This is a genomic window from Lysinibacillus sp. NPDC097214 (genome assembly GCF_050277945.1).
Lineage (GTDB): Bacteria > Bacillota > Bacilli > Bacillales_A > Planococcaceae > Lysinibacillus > Lysinibacillus xylanilyticus_B.
Genome location: NZ_JBNNSS010000022.1, coordinates 1 through 24,414, shown reverse-complemented (window position 1 = coordinate 24,414; position 24,414 = coordinate 1). Strand labels below are relative to the sequence as shown.

Annotated in this window: 32 protein-coding genes; all 32 read left to right on the top strand. The window is 37.1% G+C overall.

Going from position 1 to position 24,414, the window contains the following annotated elements; translation table 11 throughout:
- Window positions 1-317: 317 nt before the first annotated feature.
- On the top strand, window positions 318-1,460 hold the full coding sequence (locus ACQKMI_RS24885; protein ID WP_323651712.1) for an acyl-CoA dehydrogenase: 1,143 nt from the start codon (window positions 318-320) through the stop codon (window positions 1,458-1,460).
- 36 nt (window positions 1,461-1,496) lie between these two features.
- Entirely contained in the window at window positions 1,497-3,131 is a 1,635-nt protein-coding gene (locus ACQKMI_RS24880) for an AMP-binding protein (RefSeq protein ID WP_427493230.1), read from the top strand.
- A 17-nt stretch (window positions 3,132-3,148) separates the two neighbouring features.
- Complete coding sequence (locus ACQKMI_RS24875; RefSeq protein ID WP_427493229.1) at window positions 3,149-4,507, top strand: acetyl-CoA carboxylase biotin carboxylase subunit; 1,359 nt, start codon at window positions 3,149-3,151, stop codon at window positions 4,505-4,507.
- 72 nt (window positions 4,508-4,579) lie between these two features.
- Complete coding sequence (locus ACQKMI_RS24870) at window positions 4,580-4,792, top strand: acetyl-CoA carboxylase biotin carboxyl carrier protein subunit (RefSeq protein ID WP_031418413.1); 213 nt, start codon at window positions 4,580-4,582, stop codon at window positions 4,790-4,792.
- A gap of 12 nt (window positions 4,793-4,804) precedes the next feature.
- Window positions 4,805-5,722 (top strand): hydroxymethylglutaryl-CoA lyase, encoded by a 918-nt coding sequence (locus tag ACQKMI_RS24865; RefSeq protein WP_427493228.1) that lies wholly within the window; start codon window positions 4,805-4,807, stop codon window positions 5,720-5,722.
- On the top strand, window positions 5,719-6,501 hold the full coding sequence (locus tag ACQKMI_RS24860) for an enoyl-CoA hydratase (RefSeq protein WP_427493227.1): 783 nt from the start codon (window positions 5,719-5,721) through the stop codon (window positions 6,499-6,501). Before ACQKMI_RS24865 ends, ACQKMI_RS24860 begins: the two co-directional genes overlap by 4 nt.
- A 287-nt stretch (window positions 6,502-6,788) precedes the next feature.
- Window positions 6,789-8,327 (top strand): acyl-CoA carboxylase subunit beta, encoded by a 1,539-nt coding sequence (locus ACQKMI_RS24855; protein WP_427493226.1) that lies wholly within the window; start codon window positions 6,789-6,791, stop codon window positions 8,325-8,327.
- A 327-nt stretch (window positions 8,328-8,654) separates the two neighbouring features.
- Window positions 8,655-9,209: a sigma-70 family RNA polymerase sigma factor gene (locus ACQKMI_RS24850; RefSeq protein WP_427493224.1), complete on the top strand. Its 555-nt coding sequence runs from the start codon at window positions 8,655-8,657 to the stop codon at window positions 9,207-9,209.
- Complete coding sequence (locus ACQKMI_RS24845) at window positions 9,202-9,900, top strand: DUF3600 domain-containing protein (protein WP_427493222.1); 699 nt, start codon at window positions 9,202-9,204, stop codon at window positions 9,898-9,900. The genes ACQKMI_RS24850 and ACQKMI_RS24845 overlap by 8 nt, the downstream gene beginning before the upstream one ends.
- A gap of 711 nt (window positions 9,901-10,611) precedes the next feature.
- A complete protein-coding gene (locus tag ACQKMI_RS24840; RefSeq protein ID WP_427493220.1) occupies window positions 10,612-11,196 on the top strand; it encodes a hypothetical protein in 585 nt (194 codons plus the stop codon).
- Between the two features lie 346 nt (window positions 11,197-11,542).
- Window positions 11,543-12,100 carry a VanZ family protein gene (locus ACQKMI_RS24835; RefSeq protein WP_427493218.1) on the top strand — a complete coding sequence of 186 codons (558 nt, stop codon included), beginning with the start codon at window positions 11,543-11,545 and terminating at the stop codon, window positions 12,098-12,100.
- A 596-nt stretch (window positions 12,101-12,696) separates the two neighbouring features.
- Window positions 12,697-13,431, top strand: coding sequence for a hypothetical protein (locus ACQKMI_RS24830; RefSeq protein ID WP_427493216.1), 735 nt, complete (start codon window positions 12,697-12,699; stop codon window positions 13,429-13,431).
- Window positions 13,432-13,453: 22 nt separating this feature from the next.
- Entirely contained in the window at window positions 13,454-13,948 is a 495-nt protein-coding gene (gene ybaK, locus ACQKMI_RS24825; protein ID WP_427493214.1) for a Cys-tRNA(Pro) deacylase, read from the top strand.
- A 335-nt stretch (window positions 13,949-14,283) separates the two neighbouring features.
- The gene (locus tag ACQKMI_RS24820; protein WP_427493244.1) at window positions 14,284-14,865 is read left to right on the top strand and encodes a glycosidase; all 582 of its coding nucleotides are present in this window, start codon (window positions 14,284-14,286) and stop codon (window positions 14,863-14,865) included.
- 114 nt (window positions 14,866-14,979) lie between these two features.
- On the top strand, window positions 14,980-15,216 hold the full coding sequence (locus ACQKMI_RS24815; RefSeq protein WP_323648908.1) for a helix-turn-helix transcriptional regulator: 237 nt from the start codon (window positions 14,980-14,982) through the stop codon (window positions 15,214-15,216).
- A 15-nt stretch (window positions 15,217-15,231) separates the two neighbouring features.
- Window positions 15,232-17,385, top strand: coding sequence for a peptidase domain-containing ABC transporter (locus ACQKMI_RS24810; RefSeq protein ID WP_427493211.1), 2,154 nt, complete (start codon window positions 15,232-15,234; stop codon window positions 17,383-17,385).
- Window positions 17,366-18,718 carry a S8 family serine peptidase gene (locus ACQKMI_RS24805; protein ID WP_427493209.1) on the top strand — a complete coding sequence of 451 codons (1,353 nt, stop codon included), beginning with the start codon at window positions 17,366-17,368 and terminating at the stop codon, window positions 18,716-18,718. Before ACQKMI_RS24810 ends, ACQKMI_RS24805 begins: the two co-directional genes overlap by 20 nt.
- A gap of 91 nt (window positions 18,719-18,809) precedes the next feature.
- Complete coding sequence (locus ACQKMI_RS24800) at window positions 18,810-19,712, top strand: ABC transporter ATP-binding protein (protein ID WP_427493207.1); 903 nt, start codon at window positions 18,810-18,812, stop codon at window positions 19,710-19,712.
- On the top strand, window positions 19,699-20,904 hold the full coding sequence (locus ACQKMI_RS24795) for an ABC transporter permease (RefSeq protein ID WP_427493205.1): 1,206 nt from the start codon (window positions 19,699-19,701) through the stop codon (window positions 20,902-20,904). The genes ACQKMI_RS24800 and ACQKMI_RS24795 overlap by 14 nt, the downstream gene beginning before the upstream one ends.
- Window positions 20,905-20,915: 11 nt before the next feature.
- The gene (locus ACQKMI_RS24790) at window positions 20,916-21,092 is read left to right on the top strand and encodes a hypothetical protein (protein WP_157804294.1); all 177 of its coding nucleotides are present in this window, start codon (window positions 20,916-20,918) and stop codon (window positions 21,090-21,092) included.
- Window positions 21,093-21,323: 231 nt separating this feature from the next.
- Window positions 21,324-21,551 (top strand): mersacidin/lichenicidin family type 2 lantibiotic, encoded by a 228-nt coding sequence (locus ACQKMI_RS24785; protein WP_427493204.1) that lies wholly within the window; start codon window positions 21,324-21,326, stop codon window positions 21,549-21,551.
- A 43-nt stretch (window positions 21,552-21,594) separates the two neighbouring features.
- Complete coding sequence (locus ACQKMI_RS24780) at window positions 21,595-21,822, top strand: mersacidin/lichenicidin family type 2 lantibiotic (protein WP_427493202.1); 228 nt, start codon at window positions 21,595-21,597, stop codon at window positions 21,820-21,822.
- A gap of 43 nt (window positions 21,823-21,865) precedes the next feature.
- Entirely contained in the window at window positions 21,866-22,108 is a 243-nt protein-coding gene (locus ACQKMI_RS24775; protein WP_427493200.1) for a mersacidin/lichenicidin family type 2 lantibiotic, read from the top strand.
- A gap of 44 nt (window positions 22,109-22,152) precedes the next feature.
- A complete protein-coding gene (locus ACQKMI_RS24770) occupies window positions 22,153-22,374 on the top strand; it encodes a mersacidin/lichenicidin family type 2 lantibiotic (protein WP_427493198.1) in 222 nt (73 codons plus the stop codon).
- A 27-nt stretch (window positions 22,375-22,401) separates the two neighbouring features.
- Complete coding sequence (locus ACQKMI_RS24765; RefSeq protein ID WP_427493196.1) at window positions 22,402-22,629, top strand: mersacidin/lichenicidin family type 2 lantibiotic; 228 nt, start codon at window positions 22,402-22,404, stop codon at window positions 22,627-22,629.
- 42 nt (window positions 22,630-22,671) lie between these two features.
- Entirely contained in the window at window positions 22,672-22,908 is a 237-nt protein-coding gene (locus tag ACQKMI_RS24760; protein ID WP_427493194.1) for a mersacidin family lantibiotic, read from the top strand.
- A 20-nt stretch (window positions 22,909-22,928) separates the two neighbouring features.
- Window positions 22,929-23,156, top strand: coding sequence for a mersacidin family lantibiotic (locus ACQKMI_RS24755; RefSeq protein ID WP_427493192.1), 228 nt, complete (start codon window positions 22,929-22,931; stop codon window positions 23,154-23,156).
- 40 nt (window positions 23,157-23,196) lie between these two features.
- Window positions 23,197-23,424, top strand: coding sequence for a mersacidin family lantibiotic (locus ACQKMI_RS24750; protein WP_427493190.1), 228 nt, complete (start codon window positions 23,197-23,199; stop codon window positions 23,422-23,424).
- 38 nt (window positions 23,425-23,462) lie between these two features.
- Window positions 23,463-23,690 (top strand): mersacidin family lantibiotic, encoded by a 228-nt coding sequence (locus tag ACQKMI_RS24745; RefSeq protein WP_427493190.1) that lies wholly within the window; start codon window positions 23,463-23,465, stop codon window positions 23,688-23,690.
- Window positions 23,691-23,728: 38 nt separating this feature from the next.
- Window positions 23,729-23,956 (top strand): mersacidin family lantibiotic, encoded by a 228-nt coding sequence (locus ACQKMI_RS24740; RefSeq protein WP_427493190.1) that lies wholly within the window; start codon window positions 23,729-23,731, stop codon window positions 23,954-23,956.
- A gap of 28 nt (window positions 23,957-23,984) precedes the next feature.
- Window positions 23,985-24,212 (top strand): mersacidin family lantibiotic, encoded by a 228-nt coding sequence (locus tag ACQKMI_RS24735; RefSeq protein ID WP_427493190.1) that lies wholly within the window; start codon window positions 23,985-23,987, stop codon window positions 24,210-24,212.
- A gap of 41 nt (window positions 24,213-24,253) precedes the next feature.
- Window positions 24,254-24,414, top strand: a 161-nt coding sequence (locus ACQKMI_RS24730) for a mersacidin/lichenicidin family type 2 lantibiotic (protein WP_427493242.1), incomplete at its 3' end; no start/stop codon positions are given.

The window sequence follows — 24,414 nt, the reverse complement described above, 5'->3', positions numbered from 1 at the left end:
GTCCTGTGGCAAAGACTGAGTGACCAACGTCGTGTTGGCCCAAAGCCTCCGGCGGATGTCACGGAATCGGAAAGGAGTTCAATATAGGATGTTAGCCTAAAATCATCGCATCCATGCGATAACGGCTAACTGACCTGCATCGGTAAAAACGTCACGTCCTGTGACATTACCGAAATGACCGACATCGTGTCGGCCCTCGTGCAGGCCTAGGCACAAAGCCGATTCCGGACACAATTATGCCGAGGCATAATTGATTTTTTGCAACTGTCATCTGAACGAAATCTGCTATGGCACATTAAACATTAGGGGGACTGGGGATGAACTTTGAACTAACGAAAGAGCAAGAGATGATTCGAGATATGGTACGTGATTTTGCTGAGAAAGAAATTAAACCGTATGCTCGTGAGGTTGACGAGACATCGACGATGAGAATAGAGAGCTTTCAAAAGATGGCAGAGCTAGGCTTATTAGGGATCCCGTTTCCTGAAGAGTACGGCGGTTCAGGTGGAGATACTGTTTCCTATGCACTTGCTGTTGAAGAAATCGGTCGTGCGTGTGGCGGCACAGGATTAAGCTATGCAGCCGCAGTTAGCTTAGGTGCTTCACCTATTTACAATTTCGGCACAGAGGAGCAAAAGCAGGAATGGCTTGTTCCATTAGCGAAGGGAGAAACATTAGGTTCGTTTGGTCTAACAGAGCCCAATGCAGGTTCAGATGCTGGTGGGACACTTACAACAGCTGTAATTGATGGTGATGATTACATCATTAATGGTGAAAAATGCTGGATCACAAACGCTGGCTTTGCACGCCAAATTATTGTGACAGCAGTGACAGGTAAACGTGAAGATGGTAAAAAAATTATCTCATCTATCATTGTACCAACCAACACTCCTGGCGTAACGATCAACTGCAATTACGACAAAATGGGTGTACGTGGCTCCAATACGTGTGAGATTATTTTGCAAAATGTTCGTGTACCAAGGGCTAATCTTTTAGGGGATGAAAAACGTGGATTCAGCCAATTTTTAAATACGTTAGACGGTGGGCGTATTTCCATTGCTGCATTATCAGTAGGAATTGCACAGGCAGCTTATGAGAAAGCATTAAAATACGCTAAAGAACGTGAACAATTTGGTGCACCTATATCAAAACTTCAGGCAATACAATTTAAATTAGCCGATATGGCAATGGAGATAGAGCTTGCACGTACGTTAGTACATAAGGCGGCATGGCTTAAAGATCAAAAGAAACCATTCGGGAAGGAAGCGGCAATGGCAAAATTATTTGCCTCTGAAATGGGCTTCCGCACTTGTAATCAGGCAATTCAAATTCACGGTGGTTCAGGGTATATGAAAGAATACGACGTAGAGCGTCATCTACGTGACATTAAGTTAATGGAAATCGGTGAGGGAACGTCTGAAATTCAACGTCTCGTTATTTCTCGTTTAATTGGCTGTTAGTTTATATTAAATAGCGTAAAAATAAGGGGGATTTTCATGGCAGAACTTGTGTATCAAACTATTGGTCAATTGCTAGATGAGCAATCCGAAAAATATCCACAACGCGAAGCATTAGTGTATGCAGATAGGGATTTACGTATGACCTATGAAGAGCTCAATCAGCAAAGTCGTGTAGTAGCTAGAGGGTTGATGGCTCTTGGAATAGAGAAGGGTGAGCATATTGCAGTATGGACGACTAATGTTCCAGAGTGGGTGCAGCTGCAATTTGGTACAGGTAAAATGGGAGCCCCAATCGTTACTGTAAACACTAATTATCGTTCGAGCGAGTTGGAATATTTATTGAAGCAATCCGATGCAAAAACGATTATTTTAATAGAAAATTATCGAGACCATTCTTTTATAAATACACTGCAAGAGTTATGTCCAGAGCTTGAACATTGTGAACCAGGTAATTTGCAATCAAAGCGACTACCTTTATTAAAAAATGTTATTTTAATTGGCGATACAAAATATCCCGGAGTACTAAACTGGTCTGATGTGTTATCTGCTGCAGAGCAAATAACAGAGGAGCAATTAGATCAAAGACAGCAAGTACTTCATTATGACGATGTTATTAATATTCAATATACTTCGGGAACAACAGGTTTTCCGAAAGGTGTTATGTTAACGCATTATAACTTAGTCAACAATGCGATTAATATTGCAGAATGTATGCGTTTAACTTACGAAGATCGCTTGTGCATTCCTGTCCCATTCTTCCATTGCTTTGGTTGTGTAATTGGAACATTAGCGATTACTACTAGTGGGGGGACGATGGTACCAGTGCAAGAATTTTCACCTACTGAGGTGTTACAAACGGTTGAAAAAGAAAAATGTACCGCGTTACATGGGGTACCAACGATGTTCATTAGTGAACTTAATTCACCGAATTTTGCGTCTTTTGATCTATCGACGTTGCGTACTGGCGTAATGGCTGGCTCTAATTGTCCTATCGAGGTTATGAAGGCCGTTATCGACAAAATGGGGATGAAGGATATTACGATTTGTTACGGGCAAACAGAAGCCTCACCTGTTATTACACAAACGAGAGCAGATGACCCGCTACTGTTAAAGGTGGAAACGGTTGGCCGCGCATTGCCAAATCTAGAAGTTAAAATTGTCATCCCTGGTACGAACGAAGAAGCTGCGCCGAATGAGCAAGGGGAGCTATGTACGAGAGGCTACCATGTTATGAAAGGTTACTATAATAACCCAGAAGAAACGCTTCTTGCAATAGATGAGGATGACTGGCTGCATACTGGGGATTTGGCAACGATGGATGAGGCGGGCTACGTACGTGTAACAGGGCGTTTAAAAGATATGATTATTCGTGGCGGTGAAAATATATCTCCTCGAGAAATTGAAGAATTCCTTTACACACACCCAAAAATTGCAGATGTACAGGTTGCAGGTGTTCCTGATCCTGTTTATGGAGAGGAAGCGGCAGCTTGGGTTATTTTGCGAGAAGGAGAGCAGGCAACAGAGGAAGAGATTCGAGATTATTGTCGGGATAAAATCTCTAGACATAAAATACCACGACATATTTTCTTTATCGAGGATTATCCGATGACTGCATCTGGAAAAGTGCAAAAGTTTAAATTACGAGAGAATTTTATTCCAACAGTGAAGTAACCAAGGGGGTCAGTGTTATGTTCAAAAAGGTGTTAATTGCCAATCGTGGAGAGATAGCTAGACGTGTTATAAGAACATGCAAACGACTAAATATACAAACAGTTGCGGTGTATTCTGAGGCAGACGCTGAAAGCTTACATGTGAAAGATGCTGATGAGGCGTTTTGCCTTGGAAAGCCACCTGTTGCCCAAAGCTATTTAAATATAGATCGTATTCTTGAAGTAGCGAAGGAGTGTGGCGCTGACGCAATTCATCCTGGCTATGGCTTATTATCAGAAAACGCTGAGTTTGCAAAACGTTGTACAGAAGCGGGCCTCGTTTTTATTGGGCCAAGCGCCGACGTAATTGCTTCGATGGGGAGTAAATTAGAAGCTCGGAAAACAATGAAAGCTGCCGGTGTACCAATTGTTGAAGGTGTAGAGACACCGGTGAAAGATGTCGCGGAAGCTATTGAAATTGCTTCCCGTCTAGGCTATCCGATTATGTTAAAAGCTTCTGCCGGCGGTGGAGGGATCGGCATGCAGCTCGTTGAAAATGCCGAGGAATTAGCAAAAGCCTTTGAGGGGAATCAAAAGCGTGCACAGTCATTCTTTGGTGATGGCACGATGTATATGGAACGATTTATTGCGAATCCTCATCACGTCGAAGTACAAATTATAGCGGACCATGATGGCAATGTCGTACCACTATTTGAACGTGAATGTTCGATTCAACGTAGAAATCAAAAAGTAGTGGAGGAAGCACCATCTCCATTCATTTCTGAAGAAACAAGAAAACGTATGCTAGATGCTTCAGTCAAGGCAGTTCAGCATATTGGCTATGTGAATGCAGGAACGATTGAGTATTTAGTAGATGCGGAGCAAAACTTTTATTTCTTAGAGATGAATACGCGCCTACAAGTGGAACACCCGGTGACGGAGGAAATTACAAAGCTGGATCTTGTAGAGGAGCAATTAAAGATTGCGGCAAAACAACCGCTAGCATTTACTCGCGATAGCGTACAAAGAAAAGGGCATGCGATTGAAGTACGTATTTACGCTGAAAATCCGTCGACCTTTTTCCCTTCTCCTGGCACCATTACGGCATTTGAATTGCCTACAGGTGAAGGTATCCGCCATGAATGCGGCGTAGAGGCTGGCACTGCGGTTACACCTTTTTACGATCCAATGATTAGTAAATTAGTAGTGTGGGGAGAAACACGAGAAGTTGCATGTGAAAGACTGATTGAGGCACTTAAAGCGTATAAAGTTGAAGGTATTCAAACAAATATTCCGATGCTGTTGAAAACAGTGACACATGAACAATTTTTAAAGGGCTATACAACGACTAAATTTGTAGATGAATATTATTTACCTCAATTAGCAGAGACGAAGTAAGAACATTTTATAAAGCATTCGCACTTAAACAATGAGTGCGGATGCGTTATTCATACATTTGGAGGGATTACAATGGCAACAGTTAAAGCGAGCATGGCAGGAACAGTATGGAAAATCGTTGTAGCAGAGGGCGAGAAAGTGACTGCAGGACAAGATGTGGCAATTTTAGAGTCGATGAAAATGGAGATTCCTATTGCAGCAGAAGAAGATGGCGTGGTTACAAAAATCATTGCGAACGAAGGGGATTTCATTAACGTAGATGACGATATTTTAGAAATCGAATAAGGAGGCTTCTTGATGCAGCTACCAAAGCATGTAACGTTAAAGGAAGTAGGTCCTCGTGACGGTTTGCAAAATGAGAAAACGCATATTGCAACTGCCGATAAAGTACAGCTAGTGAATTTACTTAGTCAAACTGGATTGAATTATATCGAGGTAACGTCTTTTGTACATCCGAAGTGGATTCCACAGCTGGCTGATGCAGTGGAGGTTCTTCAAGCCATTAAACGCCAAAAAGATATCACGTATGCGGCACTAGTACCGAACATACGTGGCTTAGAACGTGCATTGCAGGCTGAAGTAGACGAAGTGAGCGTTTTTATGTCGGCAAGTGAAAGTCATAACCAAAGTAATATTAATAAATCAATCGATGAAACATTTCCGATATTACAGGAAGTTGTGAACGGGGCAAAGGCAGCGCATAAAAACGTACGGGGCTATATCTCAACGGTGATTGGGTGCCCGTATGAAGGTTACATACAACCAGATAAGGTTTTGCGAGTAACAGAAAAATTATTGGAAATGGGTGTCGATGAAATTTCGCTTGGTGACACGATTGGTGTAGGTGTACCGACACAGGTGGAAAATCTTTTGGAAGAATTATTAAAAAGATACCCTGTAGAAAATTTTGCGATGCATTTTCATGATACACGTGGCACAGCGCTAGCAAATATCGTTAAATCTTTAGAAATGGGCATTACGAAGTTTGATAGTGCCCTTGGTGGACTTGGGGGCTGTCCATATGCCAAAGGAGCATCAGGTAATGTGGCTACGGAAGATTTATTGTATTTATTAGATGGGATGGGTATTAAAACGGGTGTAGAACTGAATAAAGTGCTAGAGGCTGCGCTGTTTATTGAACAGAAACTAGGGAAGGCCGTTGCCTCTAAACAAATGGCGATTGCCCGTAATGAGAGGAGTGCGAGCCAAATATGACGCAACTCGTTCGTTTTGAATTATTAGATGATTGCATTGGGCTTATTACCCTTTCTAGACCTGAAGCTGCAAATGCGATGTCTGTACAATTACTCCAAGAACTTAGCACGACACTCGACAACATAAATGGTGATCCAGCAGTGCGAGTCGTCTTACTAACAGGAGCGGGAGAAAAAGCCTTTTGCGCAGGAGCAGATTTAAAAGAGCGTAAAGGGATGCCAGACCGACAAGTAAAGCAGATTGTGCAATTAATCGGAGCAACGGTGGCCAAAGTAGAAGCACTCGCTCAACCAGTTATCGCCGTACTAAATGGCGTTGCTTTTGGTGGCGGACTCGAGCTAGCGTTAGCATGTGATTTACGTCTGGCAGCTGCCCATGCCAAGATTGGCCTTACAGAAACATCTCTCGGCATCATCCCGGGGGCAGGAGGGACACAACGACTTCCTCGACTAATAGGCCTTGGTAAAGCGAAAGAATTAATTTATACAGCACGTCGTTTAAATGCAGAGGAAGCGAGAAGCTACGGCATTGTAGAGTATGTTCATGAAGGACATGAAGTACTTGAAAAGGCACAGCAGCTTGCACTAGAAATGGCAAAAAATGCTCCACTTTCTTTAGTACAGGCGAAAATCGCCATGAATCAAGGAGTTGAAGTCGATTTAGCTACTGGTTTAAAGATCGAATCCCTTGCATATAATGCTCTGATTCCTACAGAAGATCGATTAGAGGGCTTACTTGCTTTCCAGGAAAAGCGAACACCGCAATATGTAGGAAAATAAAGACCTGATAATAGATTTTGGTCCATCATCGGAAGTTTGGGGTGACATTTTGTTAAAACATATGCAATGCATATAAGTTGATTGGAGTGGAGACTGGGCGACTCCTCGGGGATCAGCGTCACAGATGAGACCCTGCAGCGAAGCGAAGCGGCTCATCGGACGCCCCCAGGAAAGCGCCCAGTCGGAACGGAAATCAACCCCACGCTATGATGATGAACCGACATCTAGGTATATGATTAATTATTTATGCTGAGGCGTAACCGTTTGGGCAAAAGGAGGAATTAACGATGAGCAATGTACCGACAGAAAATACGACTAAAACAATGAAGGAACAAATTTTAACAGGTGGCCTGCCAAAATATCACGATAAAAATGCACAACAAGGAAAGCTATTTGTACGTGAACGACTCGAATTATTATTAGATGATGGACTTCAATCAGAAGATGGCCTGTATGCGAACTGCTTAGCAGGTGACCTACCAGCAGATGGCGTTATCACAGGAATCGGTAAAATCCATGGTCGTACTGTTTGTGTTTTAGCAAATGATTCGACGATTAAAGCTGGCTCTTGGGGAAAACGTACAGTAGAAAAAATGATTCGTATCCAAGAAACAGCTGAAAAGCTAAATTGCCCATTACTGTATCTAGTCGATTCAGCAGGTGCACGTATTACTGACCAATTAGAAATGTTCCCTGGTCGTAGAGGAGCAGGACGAATTTTCTATAATCAGGTAAAGCTTTCAGGTAAAATCCCTCAAATATGCTTATTATTTGGACCTTCCGCGGCAGGTGGTGCCTATATCCCTGCATTCTGCGATATCGTAGTCATGGTAGAGGGCAATGCATCGATGTATTTAGGATCTCCACGTATGGCGGAAATGGTTATAGGTGAGAAGGTAGATTTGGAAACTATGGGTGGAGCGAAAATGCACTGTTCTGTTTCCGGTTGTGGAGATGTGCTGGCTAAAACAGAGCAGGAAGCCATTTCCTATGCTCGTAAATATTTGAGCTATTTCCCGAACAACTTTGCAGAGCGCGGGAAGGTAGAGGCTCCAAAACCACCAGCTTCATTTGAGAAATCGATTGATGAGCTAATACCGAAAAATCAAAACGTTCCTTTTGATATGTATAAGCTAATTGAACGCATTATTGATGAAGATTCGTTCTGTGAAGTGAAAAAATTATTCGCTCCAGAATTAATTACAGGGCTTGGACGCATTAATGGGCAATCCGTTGGAATTATCGCCAATCAACCGCGCGTTAAGGGAGGCGTTTTGTTCCACGATTCAGCTGATAAAGCGGCAAAGTTCATTTCACTTTGTGATGCGTTTAATATTCCACTTCTTTTCCTTGCCGATGTACCAGGCTTTATGATTGGTACGCAGGTTGAAAAAGCAGGGATTATACGCCATGGTGCGAAAATGATTTTTGCAATGAGTGAGGCAACCGTTCCTAAATTAACGGTCATTGTTCGAAAAGCATATGGTGCAGGACTGTATGCAATGGCAGGTCCAGCTTTTGAGCCAGACTGCTGTATTGCATTATCCAATGCACAAATTGCTGTAATGGGACCTGAAGCTGCAGTTAACGCAGTCTATGCCAATAAAATTGCTGAACTTCCAAAAGAGGAGCAGGCAAGTTTTATTGCAGAGAAACGCAAAGAATATCAAGAGGAAATCGATGTCTATCGTCTAGCTTCAGAGCTTATCATTGACGATGTTATTGAGCCAAATGATTTAAGAAAAACACTTGAATCACGTTTAGAGCTTTATATGTCAAAATATTTATTATTCTCGGAGCGTAAACATGGAGTAAATCCAGTATAAATGAAAAAAAGCTCTCATTGTAACGGGTTCAGTTGATGAGTACAAAAAAGTAAATAGAAATATAAAAAGAAGTCCGATTCGCATATGAATTGGACTTCTTTTATTTATTGATATATAAGGGTTCTTACGGCTTTTAGTAGATAAATTAATAGCATAATTTGCATACCTACTAGCAAGAGGCTGCTGTCCAGTAAACAGCATTTGAAACTATCGATTTTAGTTATGTGTTATTTTGATAAAGTGTACATCATTACACCTTCCAAAAGCACATTACATAAAATTAATTAAAAAAATTTAAGCCAAATCACCTTACCGCTTGTCTAATAGATGAAAACCAAAACGAAAGGAGGGATTAAGATTAAACTTGAACGTTTAGTAAAGAAAGCACAAAAAGGTGATGATAAAGCCTACTTATTGCTTTTCCAACAGTACGAAACAGATATTTATAGAATGGCTTATGTCTATGTGAAAAATAAAGAAGATGCATTAGATCTCGTTCAAGAAGTGGCCTATCAGTCATTTAAGAAAATCAGTACATTGAAAAAGACAGAATATTTTAAGACTTGGCTCATGAAAATTACGATTAATTGTGCGTTGAACCTAATCAATAAAAACAAAAAGGTAATTCCACTAAATTCAAACTTTGAAGTGTTTATTGGGTCAGAAGATGAAGATATTGCACTTACTGTATCTTTACACGAACTGATTGATACTTTAAAAGAGGATGAAAAGAGTGTCATTTTACTAAAATATTACGATGATCGTACATTGAAGGAAATTTCAGAAATATTAGATATCCCGCTTGGAACCGTAAAATCTGTCCTATACCGTGCTTTGGGCAAGCTTCGTCAAAATTTAAAGGAGGTAGGTAACTATGGATAATCATCTTAAGCAAGAGCTTTCAAAAATAGAAATACCTGTAGAGGTTCATGATAGAAGTAAATTGGGAATTAATAAAGCGAAGTCTGAAATGGGTGGCAAACTGAATCGTTTTGTAAAAAAACGATTGGCTATAGCTGTTATTTCTGCTTGTTTAATGATTCCAACGGGTGCATTTGCTTATCAAGCATTACTTGCCGATGATTTATATGGTTCATTTGATAATTTAAAAAAACATGCGCTAAATATTACGATGGAAAGTTACTTATTATTTAATGCAAAGCTAGATCAAGCGAAAGGCGACCTAGGAAAAGAAGAGTTTAAACAATTTAAAAATTTATTAAGTGTATTCACAAGCGCAAAAATTGAATATGGTGATGAAAATGGAAACATCGATTATTCTCATCTCCCGGCAGAACAATTAGAAGAAATTAAAGTAGCGTTGTCCGAAGTTCAACCATTTTTTGATAAATTAAACGGACAACCATCAAGCAAAGAGGTTTTAACAGCTGAAGAGTATGATCAATACATTCAAGCCTTATTAGACTATGAAACGACTATGGCACAATTAGGAGTAACAAGTGCTCCGGATGTCGCTTCAATTCCTGCAGAGTTACAAGAGAAGTTCATTAAAGCTCAAGAATACTTAAACTATGTAAATGAAAAACAAATCGATCGGAAATTAAATAGATAGAAGACAGCCGGGTAATAAAACATACCAAGTTAATTTCATTTTGCTTTACTCGCTATGAAGATGATGATTATCTAAGTGATTCTGAAAACTTTCAAATTGTCTCTGTTGGAGCAATCTTAAATTTGACCATTCCATTTTGGAACTTATCCAAGAACCGCCTTTGTGTGCGTATGATATTTAAATGGGGTTAATTGAAAAAGGAGCGAATTTCGTAACGGGTTCTGTTTTCGAGTACAAAACTCTAAAAAACACTATAAAAAGGATATCAAATCGCAATGATTTGGATATCCTTTTTTTATTGATATAAAGCGACTTTTTAACAATTTTCATACGAAATGGTATATCAAATCGCATAAATAAAGTTACATTATAGAAAGTTCTATAACGATGCGAATACATAATCTTTTTTTCGCACGAATTAGTTGGAGTGATAATTTAAATGGCAAGGAACTATATTCAACTCCCATGAAAGAACTTAATTATCTTTCATTTTCTGTGGTGAAGAGCTTATTTTTGCGCTTCATGGATGGCTAACGGGGCAGTTTAGTTGAAGAAGGATTATTATCTCAACTACTAGAATACATAGATATGTGCAATTCTGGGTGCTAATTTAATGATTAAAACCCTTACTTATTCAAATAACTGACATACGAAAAATTACAAAACATTATAACCCGTTACAAATACTAGAAATTCATTGGAGGTGTTAGCTTGAGTATAGATTTAGAAAAATTGAACTCAGATATATTAGACGAGGCAAACGAAATTCTATACAAATTAGGATTGTACGATGCCTTAAAAAAGTACGGTAATCCTCAAGTAAGTGGTAGTTATTCGTTAAAGTTGATGACGTGGAGAGATTTAGATATTTACCTTGAAACAGACACAAGTAATAATGACAATTTTTTCGAGTTAGGGAAAGAAATTTCAATTAAATTAAAACCAACAAAAATGAGTTTTAGAAATGAGTTAATTGGGAAAACACCACATTTACCAAATGGGCTATTTTGGGGAGTACATACAAACTTATTTGGACACCAATGGAAAATTGATATTTGGGCTATTGGTTCAGAAGAAGTTAAGAAAAAACAAAATGATGTAGAAGAAATAAAAATTCAACTTGATGACATTAAAAGAAAATCAATATTGGAATTAAAAAAACAATTGCATAGTCATCCTAAATATCGCAAGGCATTTTTTAGTGTAGATATTTATCAATCAGTTATAAACGATAATATTGAATCCTTAAGCCAATTTGAAGAATGGTTATCTAGAAAGAGTGGAATAAAATTATAACCAATTTTAAACATAAGAGACTTTTCTTCAAAGGGGAGAATGACTATTTCTTCTTCAACTAACGGGGTGCTTTAGTTAACTTTTGATTCACGAAATATCAAACCAAGTTGTACAAAAAAGGTACTGCGAATTCGCAGTACCTTTTGATATGCTAATTAATTGTCTTTTTAACCTGCGATTTTGCTTTTTGTACTTCAAAACAGAACCCGGACGGACGTATAGTATAGGGAAGAAGGTTGCACAATTTTCGATTAAAACGCTTTACCCATCTTATTATTACCACTTGCTTAGGGAAGTAGTGCATATTAAAATGATGTGAGGATATAGGGAAGTAGGTGGTATAGGCGTGGCAAAAAATAATATACAGGGTAATGCCAAGCTACCATTACCATATCGTGCATTGATAGATACATATTATTTACCGATAAAGATAACAGGGTGGCTCTTTTTTTGTATCTACTCTATCATAGCTTTTTATAAACTGGTTATTGATCGTCTAGTGAATGTAGTCGTTATGTTGTTCAATGGCGAATATTCTCTTGGTGAATTAGGGCTGTTTGATTATAGTAACTGGCGATTAACGACAAATTTTATTCCCTTTGATACAATTCTTCGCTATATACATTACTCACAGTATTTTAATTTGGATATCATCATTATTAATTTACTCGGCAATTTATTAATATTTACCCCAATGGGCTTTTTACTACCACTATTATCTAAAAAGTGTCGTCAAGCTTGGATCGTTATTTGTATAGGCTTTTTCTCTAGTCTAACGGTAGAAACTATCCAGTTTATTTTTAGGGTTGGGTCGGCAGATATTGATGATTTAATTTTAAATACACTTGGAGCATGGCTTGGTTACCTAGCCTATAAAAGTATACTTATTAAGCCTAAAAAATAATAGAAACAGTCCTTGCTAAAGGGCTGTTTTTTTGTGGTGAGTTAACACTATTTATAAAATGATAACAAATTTATGGTTCATCACCAAAAGTTGTGGATGTTTTTGTTAAAGTCTACTATGTAAATAAGTTGATTGGAGTGAAGGTTGGGCGACTCGTTGGGGATCAGCAATAGAGGAACGAAGGCTAAAAACATCACATCCTGTGATAACGCCTTCGTGACCAACATCGGTGCTGGCCTGAAACCCTGCAGCGAAGCGGATGTCTTCTGCGCGAAAGCGAAGTGGCAGCGACAAAGCGCCCAGTCGGAACGGAAATCAACCACACGTTTTGCTGATGATCCAAATTTATTGAAATAGAATATTGAAATACTAAATGAATATAATATCGGGGGTTTTGCTGGTTCTTTGTATCTATTTTGTTGAAAGTGACATATTCCTTTAGGAGCTTAGTATTAATTAACTCTTGAATTTAATAAAGAAAATTCCGATAATTAGGGTACAGAAACTATTCTGGAGGAATAGATAAAGTTAATAGAAGAAATTATCATATCTATTATTTAACTTGCATATTAAATTAGAAAGCCGAGGTGAATCATATGAAACTATCAAGTTTAATAGAACAAGAAAGAATGACATCACAATATAATCGTAAAAAGATTTTACAGCGAAAACAAGTAGGTGATGCCTATCGAAAAAACGCACTGTATTTCCAACCAAAGAAAAATCCGATATTGCTTGAGCTAGAAAATTTACTTTTAGGGCATACAGATCAAGAACTCTATGAGCAACAAAAAGAGGAATCCAAAGAGGTCTCGCCTCAGCAGCAAGCAATCATGCAAGATTTGCAACAAACGAAAAATGTGCTCGCACATGAGCAAAAGCAATATTCACAGCTAGAGCGTGTAGATGTGGAAGCCTCTATAGTAGATGATGCAAATGCCAAGGAAACGTTACAAATTTTAGAGCAGGTGCGAAATACAGCGCTAGTACCCGCGCAGCTATCACCACAGGATTTACGTGTAGCGGCAAGTGCAAATGCTCAAATACAGCACATGCAAGCGCAATTAAATGGTCAAGAGGTAGATGAAAGTGTACTAGATGACAGTGAGCCTGCTTTTGTAAGTGAAGGTATTGAAGTCAACGTACCAGAACGTTTTTCGAAGGAATTGAAATTGGATCCATTTGTAGATACAATTTTCGGTAAGAGTTATGCGGAGGCATACAAGGTGCGAACATTTAAATACGCTTCTGAAAAATATGCCACTCATATTCAAATGGCGAAAAACGGCTATCTTCCAGGAACAAATCCTATGTTCACCATGATAGCCTAATGCTGCAGATGGGGGTTTTTTAATGGCGAAGGCAAAGCATGCGAAAACAAATGCTATCAGATTATTGGAGCAACAAAAAATACAATTCGACGTAATTGAATATGAAACTGGTGACGGCCAAGTTGACGGAATTTCAGTTGCTGAAAAGATCGGTCACCCAGTTTCTCGTGTTTTCAAAACGTTAGTAGCAAAGGCAAGTGCACAAAAGCTTTTTGTATTTGTTATTCCAGTAGCAGATGAGCTTGATTTAAAAGCAGCTGCAAAGGTGATCGGAGAGAAAAAAATCGATATGCTCCCGGTCAAGGAGTTACTTGGCTATACAGGCTATGTGCGAGGCGGATGCTCACCAGTTGGCATGAAGAAGCTTTATCCAACTGTCATCGATGCGTCAGCGCAAGAGCAAGGAAGTATTATTGTAAGTGCCGGAAAAATCGGCATGCAAATCCACTTACAGCTAGATGATTTAGTTGCTGTGACAAAAGCAAATATTGCATCAATCACCACTACCCAAAAATGATCTGCTGGGTAGTTTTTTTATTGGTTTTTTTTAGTAGTAGCAGAAGAATAGGATTGCCTTATATGGACAAACGTTCAGGAAGCACAAAGGAATTCACTCAGTCTCGAATCGTCTGAATGCATCTCTTTTACATTGTAAATACGCCAATTTCTTGGTGGGATCTCCTTTAATCAAGAAAGCATACGCTCATGATTGCATGAGCGTATTTTTTTATAAAAAAAGAGCAATGATGAGTCGTTTTTTAGTTTTGGAGAGCACTTAAACAATAACAAGAAAAACAAAAGTATAGTGTAGTTAAGGTAATTATCAGACGGAAAGGGGGGGATGTTTTGAAAGTGTTAATTGTTTCAATGTCTACTTTATTTCTTGAAGCATTACAAATAGCTATTCGTGATAGGCGATCAACTTGGCAAGTAGATACTTATCAAATTCAAACTCCTATATTTAATCAAACATTGCTGAAAAAAATTGAAGAACAATGCCTTGATATTGTAGTAATCGAAACAACAAATCAGCATTTTACGATGATAATTGATAGTTTGAAGAAATTAGAGGGTCCAGAAATAGACATCATGTTACTTGTGGATTCAAGGATGGGTGAGGTTTACCATCATCTAAAAGATGAGGAACGGTGGTTTAGTGTTACTAAAAATACAAGTCTAGAGGAATTTTTAATATTGCTGGAATCCTTTAAAAGCAATGTACCTGATGTACCAGATGTCTCTTTAAAAGAGATGGATAAAAAGATACTAAAAGAATTAGCAATAGGACACTCATTTGAGTTTATTCAACGTACACAAGAGCTATCGGCTGAAGAAATTGATCAGTCACTGTATCGAATTAATACCTATTTTAAAGTACCAAATTATATAGAATCCATTGTGAAAGCATTCGAACAGAAAATAATTACAAATTAAACATGCAAAGGGGGATTGCCTAAACGAATGTTTTTAAAATAAACGTCATGTTTTGGAGTGAGATTGTAGATCTATCGGTGAAAAAACTAAAAAGTAAGAAGGTGTTATGAAGGAATGAAAGTTGAATTAAGTCAAAGAGAATCTGAAGTAGCAGCTTTAGTAGCACAAGGACTGAAAGATGTTGAAATTTCAAAGACGTTATTTATTAGTCGCAGAAGAGTAGGAGAAATAATAGCATCAATTAAGCAAAAGCTAAATATTCAATCTAGAGTTCAAATTGGTATTTTAGCATATCAAAAAGGTTTAGTGGTGTTAAATGCTAATTGGGATAATGTGGAGGTTGTTATCTAGAAGGAAGGGGCACATATGAAAAAAATTCCGTATATTGAACAAATGCATCATAGTGAATGTGGTTTAGCCTCGTTAGCGATGTTACTTAATTATCATGGTCATTGTATATCTCTTTCTGAACTTCGTGAAATTTATGGAGTTTCTAAAGGAGGGACCTCTCTGTATCAAATTACTAAGATTGCAGAGAGTTATAACCTGAATACAGAAGGTTACAGAGTAATCGCTGAGGATTTGAAAAATATAAAATTACCAGCCATTTTGCACTGGGAAAATAAACACTATGTTGTATTAGAACGCATCAATAATAGAAAAGCAATTATTGTTGATCCGGCTCAGGGAAGAAAGAGTATAACGTTTAAGGAGTTCGAAAGTAAGTATTCAGGAATTGCTTTAACGTTGAGTCCTAATGAGGATTTCCAATTAAGAAAAGGTACTTCACATGTTCGTTATTTCTTAAACTATATTTTAAAAAGTAAAAAGTTAGTGGCAGCAATTATTTTTACATCACTTATAGCTCAAGTTATAGCTTTAGGTGTTCCATGGCTTATTCAATGGATGACAGATACGCTATTTGTTCCGAAAGATCAAAATTTATTGTCTTTAGTAGGATACGGCGTTCTTCTATTATTTAGCGGTTATTTCGTTTTCTCAGGATTGCGAGGAATATTAATTGCTAAATTACAAACAGCAGTAGATAAATCTTTAATGACAGACTTTGTAAGTAAATTAATGAAATTAACATATTCATTTTTTGAAAACCGTTCTACTGGTGAATTGTTATTTAGGGCTAACTCGAATGTTTATATTAGGCAGATATTATCAACCAAAGCAATTACAGTTTTTATTGATGTCGTTTTATTAATTTCCTATCTTGCAATGATGGCTTCGTATTCACTGAAACTAATGGGTGTGGTTTTATCTTTAGGTATTATTATTTTCGTTACATTAATATCGAGTACCAAGATATCACGGAAATTAGCGGAAAAAGAAGTTTCTCATCAGGCAAGAGTTCAAGGTATTCTTTCGGAAAGTTTGAATGGTATTGGTGACGTTAAGGTAATGGGCATGGAGAAAAGCGTCTATGAACAATGGCATAAAGTATTTAAAAAGCAAATAAAGTATGCAGAACGTCGATCTATTTGGACAATGTTTATTAATACGATAGCTACTGCTTTGCAATTTATATTGCCTGTCTTACTTCTTTGGTTAAGTGGGAAAGCATTGATAAATGGCAGTATGTCTCTAGGGATGGTCTTAGCGTTTAATGCTTTATCTACAGCATTCCTTGCTCCAATTATCTCTTTAGGAAATAGTTATGGCGAACTTATATATTTAGGAACGTATATTCAAAAATTATACGATGTGATCACCGGAACAGAAGAAAAACAAGGAGAAGTTCAAGAGAATCTGTCTCTCAAGGGAGAAATTGAATTAAAAAATGTTTCTTATAAACATAATTTCTTTAGTGACCATTCTCTTAAAAATATTTCTTTTAAAGTAAACCCTGGAGAACGACTTGCAATAGTAGGTGCATCTGGTTCAGGCAAAAGTACATTAGTTAAGATTTTATTGGGTCTTTATAAGCCTACCGAAGGAGACGTTTATGTTGATCAAAAGTCTATAAATGAATATGAATTAGGACAACTTAGACAAAATATGGGGGTAGTTTTCCAAGAAGCCCGACTATTTAATAAAACAATTTATGAAAATATAGCATTAGCTAAAGAAGATATGCCTTTAGAAGAAGCTGTAGTAGCGGCATATAGGGCAAACATTCACGAAGAAATTATGAAGCTTCCGTTAAACTATCATACGACGGTATCCGAATTCGGAATAAACTTCTCAGGTGGACAGCGACAACGGATGATATTAGCACGTGCTCTTGCTCAAGATCCATCAATTTTGATTTTAGACGAGGCTACTAGTGCATTAGATACTGTTTCTGAAAAGAAAATAACAGATTATTTGAAAACTTTAAATTCTACTCAAATTTTAATTGCGCATCGATTAAGCACTGTAAGAGATGTGGATCGGATTATCGTTATGGAAAAAGGCGAAGTTGTAGAAATTGGAAACCATCAAGAGTTATTAAATAAAAAAGGATATTATTATCGACTTTATACGACTCAACAATTAGAGGAGGGAAAAAATGAAGAAATGGTCGTTTAAATGTTTACTTTTATCATTAGGAATACTTTTTGCAACATCACATGAGGAAACGAAAGCAGCAGAAACAACTCAATTATATGGTTTAAAAGATAGTGCACCTATTGAGGAAATCATAGAGACGTTAGAAAAAAAGTCTTTAGAATACAATTTTATTGAAGAAATTCAGATGCTTAGTGTCGAGGGAGGCACAAGTAATTACGTATTAGATCAATATGATTCATTTATTGAATGGAGTGGACCAGAACAAGAAATAGAAGTTGAAACAAAAACAGCAATGGCTCCACTAGCTTTTAAAGAACAAACGACTTCACTGTATGATTCCTGGAGATGGGATATCAACCGTGTTACTAATAACGGGGCGAGTTATGGGATTGAAAAAGGAAATCATACTGTAAAAGTGGCGGTAGTAGATAGTGGTATCGATTTTAATCACCCGGATTTAGCTTCAAATATTGTTGATCCTGGAAAAAGCTTTGTACCTGGTATTACGACAACACAAGATTATTTAGGGCATGGAACGATGGTTGCCGGAATAATTGCCGCCAATGGTAATTTACAGGGTGTTGCACCGAATGTAGGGCTAGTACCATATAAGGTATTTCATACAGATGTTGCCGATTCTATGTGGATTGTAGAAGCAATTGTTGAAGCAGCCAAAGATGATATGGATGTTATTAACCTGAGCTTAGGAACGTATAAATCGTTGAAAAATAAAGAGGATCAGGCTGTTATTAAAGCGTATCAACGAGCTGCAAAATTCGCTATTCATGAAGGGAGTATTTTAATTGCTTCTGCTGGTACAGATGGCTATAACATGAGTAATCCTAAAGAGTTATCTGAGCAACTTGGGGAACCGGATGATGTACAGATACATTTGCCAGGTGGTGGATTATCTGATGTTGTGACAGTCTCAGCAACGAATAAATTAGATCAATTAGCATTCTATTCGAATTTCGGCCCTCAAGTTAATATTGCAGCGCCGGCAGGAGATTATGGTGAAGATTATAAAACGTTAGGGAACATTCAGTTAGAAGCAATGACTATTACAACATATCCATTAAACATAACACAGTCTGAATTAAGTCAATATGCAGGTTTTGAGCATGGATATGAATTCATGATAGGCACAAGTTTAGCTGCTCCTAAAGTTAGTGCAGTAGCAGCGTTAATTATCGCGGAATATCAAGAAAAATATAATAAAAAACCTAGTGTTAATCAAATTAAAAAATATTTATATGAAGGCGCAAGCAAAGTAAATGCCCCTAGACATGAAGTAGGAGCAGGAATTGTAAATGCTTATGGATCATTAAAAGCAATAAAGGAGGAAAAATAATATGAAAAAAGTTTTAAGTCTTTTAGGTGGATTAATTATTGGCATCGTTGCTATTGCTATCATAAAAATGGTTAATTAGGAGAGGTGCGTTATGACATTTAAAATTGAAAATTTAAATAAAAGCTTTGGTAATAAAAAAGTAGTAAACAATATTTCTATTCGATTAGAAGAAGGTCAAATCTTAGGAATGCTAGGTCGAAATGGAGCTGGAAAAACAACTACTATTCGAATGATGCTAGAGCTAATTTCAAAAGATAGTGGACAAATTTTATGGAAAGGAAAGCCTTTTTCTAAGAAAAACTTAAAAATAGGCTATCTACCAGAAGAGCGTGGTCTTTATGCGAAAATGAACGTTTTAGATCAAATTATTTATTTCGGTATGTTAGAAGGAATGGATAAAAAAGAAGCTAAAAGAGAGGCCGTAAAATGGTTAGAAAAGCTTGGAATCTCTTATGCAGCAACCAAGTGTACAGAGCAATTATCTAAAGGGAATCAGCAAAAAGTACAATTAATTACAGCGATTATACATGATCCAGAGTTTATTATTTTAGATGAACCTTTCAGCGGATTAGACCCTGTCAATGCAGATATGTTAAAAAACGTTGTAAAAGAATTGATTGCTAAAAAGAAAACGATTATTTTCTGTAGTCATCAAATGGACCAAGTTGAATCGTTTTGTAACCAAATTTGTATTTTAAAAGATGGGAATTTAATTGTGTCAGATCAATTATCAGCTGTGAAAAAATCTTATGATTATCGTTATTTAGAATTAGAAACGACAAATAATATTAAAGATTACTTAGATCATAAACAATATACATTTACACAAGAAAACAATCGTTATAAATTGCGCATTCCACGAAGCGAGAGGGTTTATCAAACTATTCAGGAGATTGATGAGAAATTTGAGCTGCAAGGAGTTGCATTAAAAGAACCAAGTTTACATGAAATCTTTATTGAACGGACAGGAGATGACGTAAATGCGAAACTTTAGCATTGTATTTAACACTGTTTTCAAAGAGGCTGTTAAAACAAAAGCATATTTATATATGACAATTGGTTTAGTAGCATTGAGTTTGCTACTCTTTGCCTCACCATCAATTATGAAAGTCTTTAATACTGACAGTACGGATGAAACTTATAAAATTGTCAATCAAACATCTTTAGAATTATCTGAGAAAGAGTTAACAGGGTTAGCCGGAAACTGGACAATAGTAGACGAAGCGAATATAGAAGATCTAAAAGAAGATATTAAAGCAGATGAATTAACTGGATTCTTTGTATTAGAAGATCAAACGAATTTAATGCAATTGAATATCTATATGCCGACAGTAAATAATGAAGTGCTACTTCCGTTAGAATCTTATATTAAAGAAAAGAAAGTAGCGTCAATTGTTGCTACACAATCGATTGACATGGGTGTCCTTCAAGAATTGAATACTCCACTCCAAAGCAACATTCAATCATTATATGAAACAGAACCAAATGCAATGTTCATTGTATATGGATTAATAACGATTATGTTCATGGCTATTTCAATATACGGTAATAACGTTGCAACGGCAATCGCATCTGAAAAATCTTCACGTGTTATGGAAGTCATGATTACAAAAGTGGCACCAGTCCCTATGATGTATGGGAAAATTTTAGGCATTGGTTTAGCAAGCTTAGCACAATTATTTATTTTTATAGGTGCCCTACTACTGTGGGCAAACTTAGGTATTTTTGAAATTCCTGAAGGATCATTAGTACAAACCGTAATGGAAACTATTACATGGGGGACGGCAGCGTATATTCTTATTCTCTTTATCATTGGATACTTTATCTATGCAACTTTGTTCGCGATTGTTGGATCCATGATAAGCCGCCCGGATGATATAGCAAGTGCATCGATGCCAATTATGATTTTATTAATGGCGAGTTTAGCAGTAGAAATGATCTTTGTGATGGATTCGCCAGAAGGAACGATGACGAATATAACTTCTTATATTCCATTTACAGCACCAATGAGTGTACTGATTCGTATTGTCTATAACACGATCTCACCAATCGAAATTGTTGTTTCGCTATTAGTAATGATTTCCTTTATTGCTCTATTTGCAGCAATGGCAGCGAAAATCTATCCAAAAGGCGTTTTAAAATCAGATAGCTTAACATTTAAACAACTAATTCAATTTAACCGATAGGAGGAGTTATTATGAAATTTAATATTTTTCGAAATAAGTCACATAAGATAAATGCGAGTAATGAAAATATAAAGAAGATGTCAGTAGAAGAGTTGAAAGTAGTACATGGTGCTTCATTATATGTGACTAATGAGCATTTATACGAAGCATTGACACCCATTCATCGATCAAATCCATATAGTTCTTAGAATAAAAAGGTCTTCTCAAAAGCTTATTAAGTTCTTGGGAAGCCTTTTTTGTATAAAGAAATACATGAAAGATTTAAAACGCATCTATCTCCAGGAAAAAGATTCTGAATTTTTAAAAGTGTGCAATTTTGCGAAGTGCACACAATTTTTAAGATGATTTATAGTAAATATTGTAAGAAACAATAAAGAAATTTAAAAACGAAAAAACAAAAAACAAAGGAGGATATGAAAATGTCAAACACAAACCTAACAAAAGAAGAAATCATCGCAGCGTGGAAGGATCCGGAAGCACGTGAAAAGCTCAACAGCTTAACAGTTCACCCATCAGGCAAGAGTTTTGGTGAATTAACAGAGGAAGAGTTAGCACAAATTCAAGGTGCATCAGGTTTAATATATCCAACAGTAATTCCGAATAATACTATCAACCCTGTAACAGTATCAATAATTATAAAATGTTAATTTTTTATAAAAAGATCAATCAAAATGAAGGAGGGATATAAAAGTGTCTAATACAAACCTAACAAAAGAAGAAATCATCGCAGCGTGGAAGGATCCGGAAGCTCGTGAAAAGTTCAACAGCTTACCAGTTCACCCATCAGGCAAAAGTTTTGGTGAATTAACAGAGGAAGAGTTAGCACAAATTCAAGGTGCATCAGGTTTAGTATATCCAACGGTATTTCCAAATAATACTACCATCCCTACAGCAATATCAACAATTATAAAATGTTAATTTTTCACAAAAAAATCAATCAAAATGAAGGAGAGATATAAAAGTGTCTAATACAAACCTAACAAAAGAAGAAATCATCGCAGCGTGGAAGGATCCGGAAGCTCGTGAAAAATTCAACAGCTTACCAGTCCACCCATCAGGTAAAAGTTTTGGTGAATTAACGGAGGAAGAGTTAACACAAATTCAAGGTGCATCAGGTTTTGTATATCCAACGATATTTCCAAATACTAATACAAACCTTATAACTACCAACCCTACACCAATATCAACAATTATAAAATGTTAATTTTTAACAAAAAAGATCAATCGAAATGAAGGAGAGATATAAAAGTGTCAAATACAAACGTAACAAAAGAAGAAATCATCGCAGCGTGGAAGGATCCAGAAGCACGTGAAAAGTTCAACAGCTTACCAGTTCACCCATCAGGTAAAACTCTCGGTGAATTAACGGAGGAAGAATTAGCACAAATTCAAGGTGCGGGAGATGTAAAACCTGAGACAACTCCTTATTTGGGGGATTTCCTCATTGTAAAATCAATAAAACTTTGCTAATTAAGTAAAAACAAAGGAGATATGAACATGTCAAACACAAACATATCAAAAGAAGACATTATCGCAGCGTGGAAAGACCCGGAAGCACGTGAAAAGCTCAACAGCTTACCCGTACACCCATCAGGCAAAAGTTTCGGTGAATTAACAGAGGAAGAGTTAGCACAAATACAAGGTGCATCGGATGTAAAACCAGAAACAAGTCCGGTTTGCCTTCCTGTAATCACTGTTGTACCTATCACAATCAAAATTTGCTAAATTTCATGAAATAAAAATACAAACAGAAAGGGAGATATGAACATGTCAAATACAAACATGACGAAAGAAGAAATCATCGCAGCGTGGAAGGATCCAGCAGTACGTGAAAAGTTCAAAAACGTACCAATCCACCCATCAGGGAAAAGTTTTGGTGAGTTAACAGAAGAAGAATTAGCAGATATTCAAGGTGCATCAGATGTCAATCCAGAAACAACACCATTATGTTTTGCAGGGGCCACTATCATCGCAACTGTTGTATCAGTAAATTTTTGTAAATAAAAAACAAAGGGGATATAAACATGTCAAACGCAAATGTAACGAGAGAAGAAATCATCGCAGCGTGGAAGGATCCAGCAGTACGTGAGAAGTTCAACAGCTTACCAGTTCACCCATCAGGTAAAAGCTTTGGTGAATTAACAGAGGAAGAATTAGGACAAATTCAAGGTGCCTCAGATGTAAAGCCAGAAACAACGCCATTATGTGTAGGAGTTATTATCGGCTTAACTGCATCGATTAAAATGTGCTAATTATTTATAAAAAAAAACAACCAACAAAGGAGATATAAACATGTCAAACACAAATGTAACGAGAGAAGAAATCATCGCAGCGTGGAAGGATCCAGCAGTACGTGAAAAGTTCAACAGCTTACCAGTTCACCCATCAGGTAAAAGCTTTGGTGAATTAACAGAGGAAGAATTAGGACAAATTCAAGGTGCCTCAGATGTAAAACCAGAAACAACGCCATTATGTGTAGGAGTTATCATCGGCTTAACTGCATCCATTAAAATGTGCTAATTATTTATAAAAAAACAACCAACAAAGGAGATATAAACATGTCAAACACAAATGTAACGAGAGAAGAAATCATCGCAGCGTGGAAGGATCCAGCAGTACGTGAAAAGTTCAATAGCTTACCAGTTCACCCATCAGGTAAAAGTTTCGGTGAATTAACAGAGGAAGAATTAGGGCAAATTCAAGGTGCCTCAGATGTAAAGCCAGAAACAACGCCATTATGTGTAGGAGTTATCATCGGCTTAACTGCATCGATTAAAATGTGCTAATTATTTATAAAAAAACAACCAACAAAGGAGATATAAATATGTCAAACACAAATGTAACGAGAGAAGAAATCATCGCAGCGTGGAAGGATCCAGCAGTACGTGAGAAGTTCAACAGCTTACCAGTTCATCCATCAGGTAAAAGTTTCGGTGAATTAACAGAGGAAGAATTAGGACAAATTCAAGGTGCCTCAGATGTAAAGCCAGAAACAACGCCATTATGTGTAGGAGTTATCATCGGCTTAACTGCATCGATTAAAATGTGCTAAAAAAACAACCAACAAAGGAGATATAAACATGTCAAACACAAATGTAACGAGAGAAGAAATCATCGCAGCGTGGAAGGACCCAGCAGTACGTGAAAAGTTCAACAGCTTACCAGTTCACCCATCAGGTAAAAGCTTTGGTGAATTAACAGAGGAAGAATTAGGACAAATTCAAGGTGCCTCAGATGTAAAGCCAGAAACAACGCCATTATGTGTAGGAGTTATCATCGGCTTAACTGCATCGATTAAAATGTGCTAATTATTTATAAAAAAAAAACAACCAACAAAGGAGATATAAACATGTCAAACACAAATGTAACGAGAGAAGAAATCATCGCAGCGTGGAAGGACCCAGCAGTACGTGAAAAGTTCAACAGCTTACCAGTTCACCCATCAGGTAAAAGCTTTGGTGAATTAACAGAGGAAGAATTAGGACAAATTCAAGGTGCCTCAGATGTAAA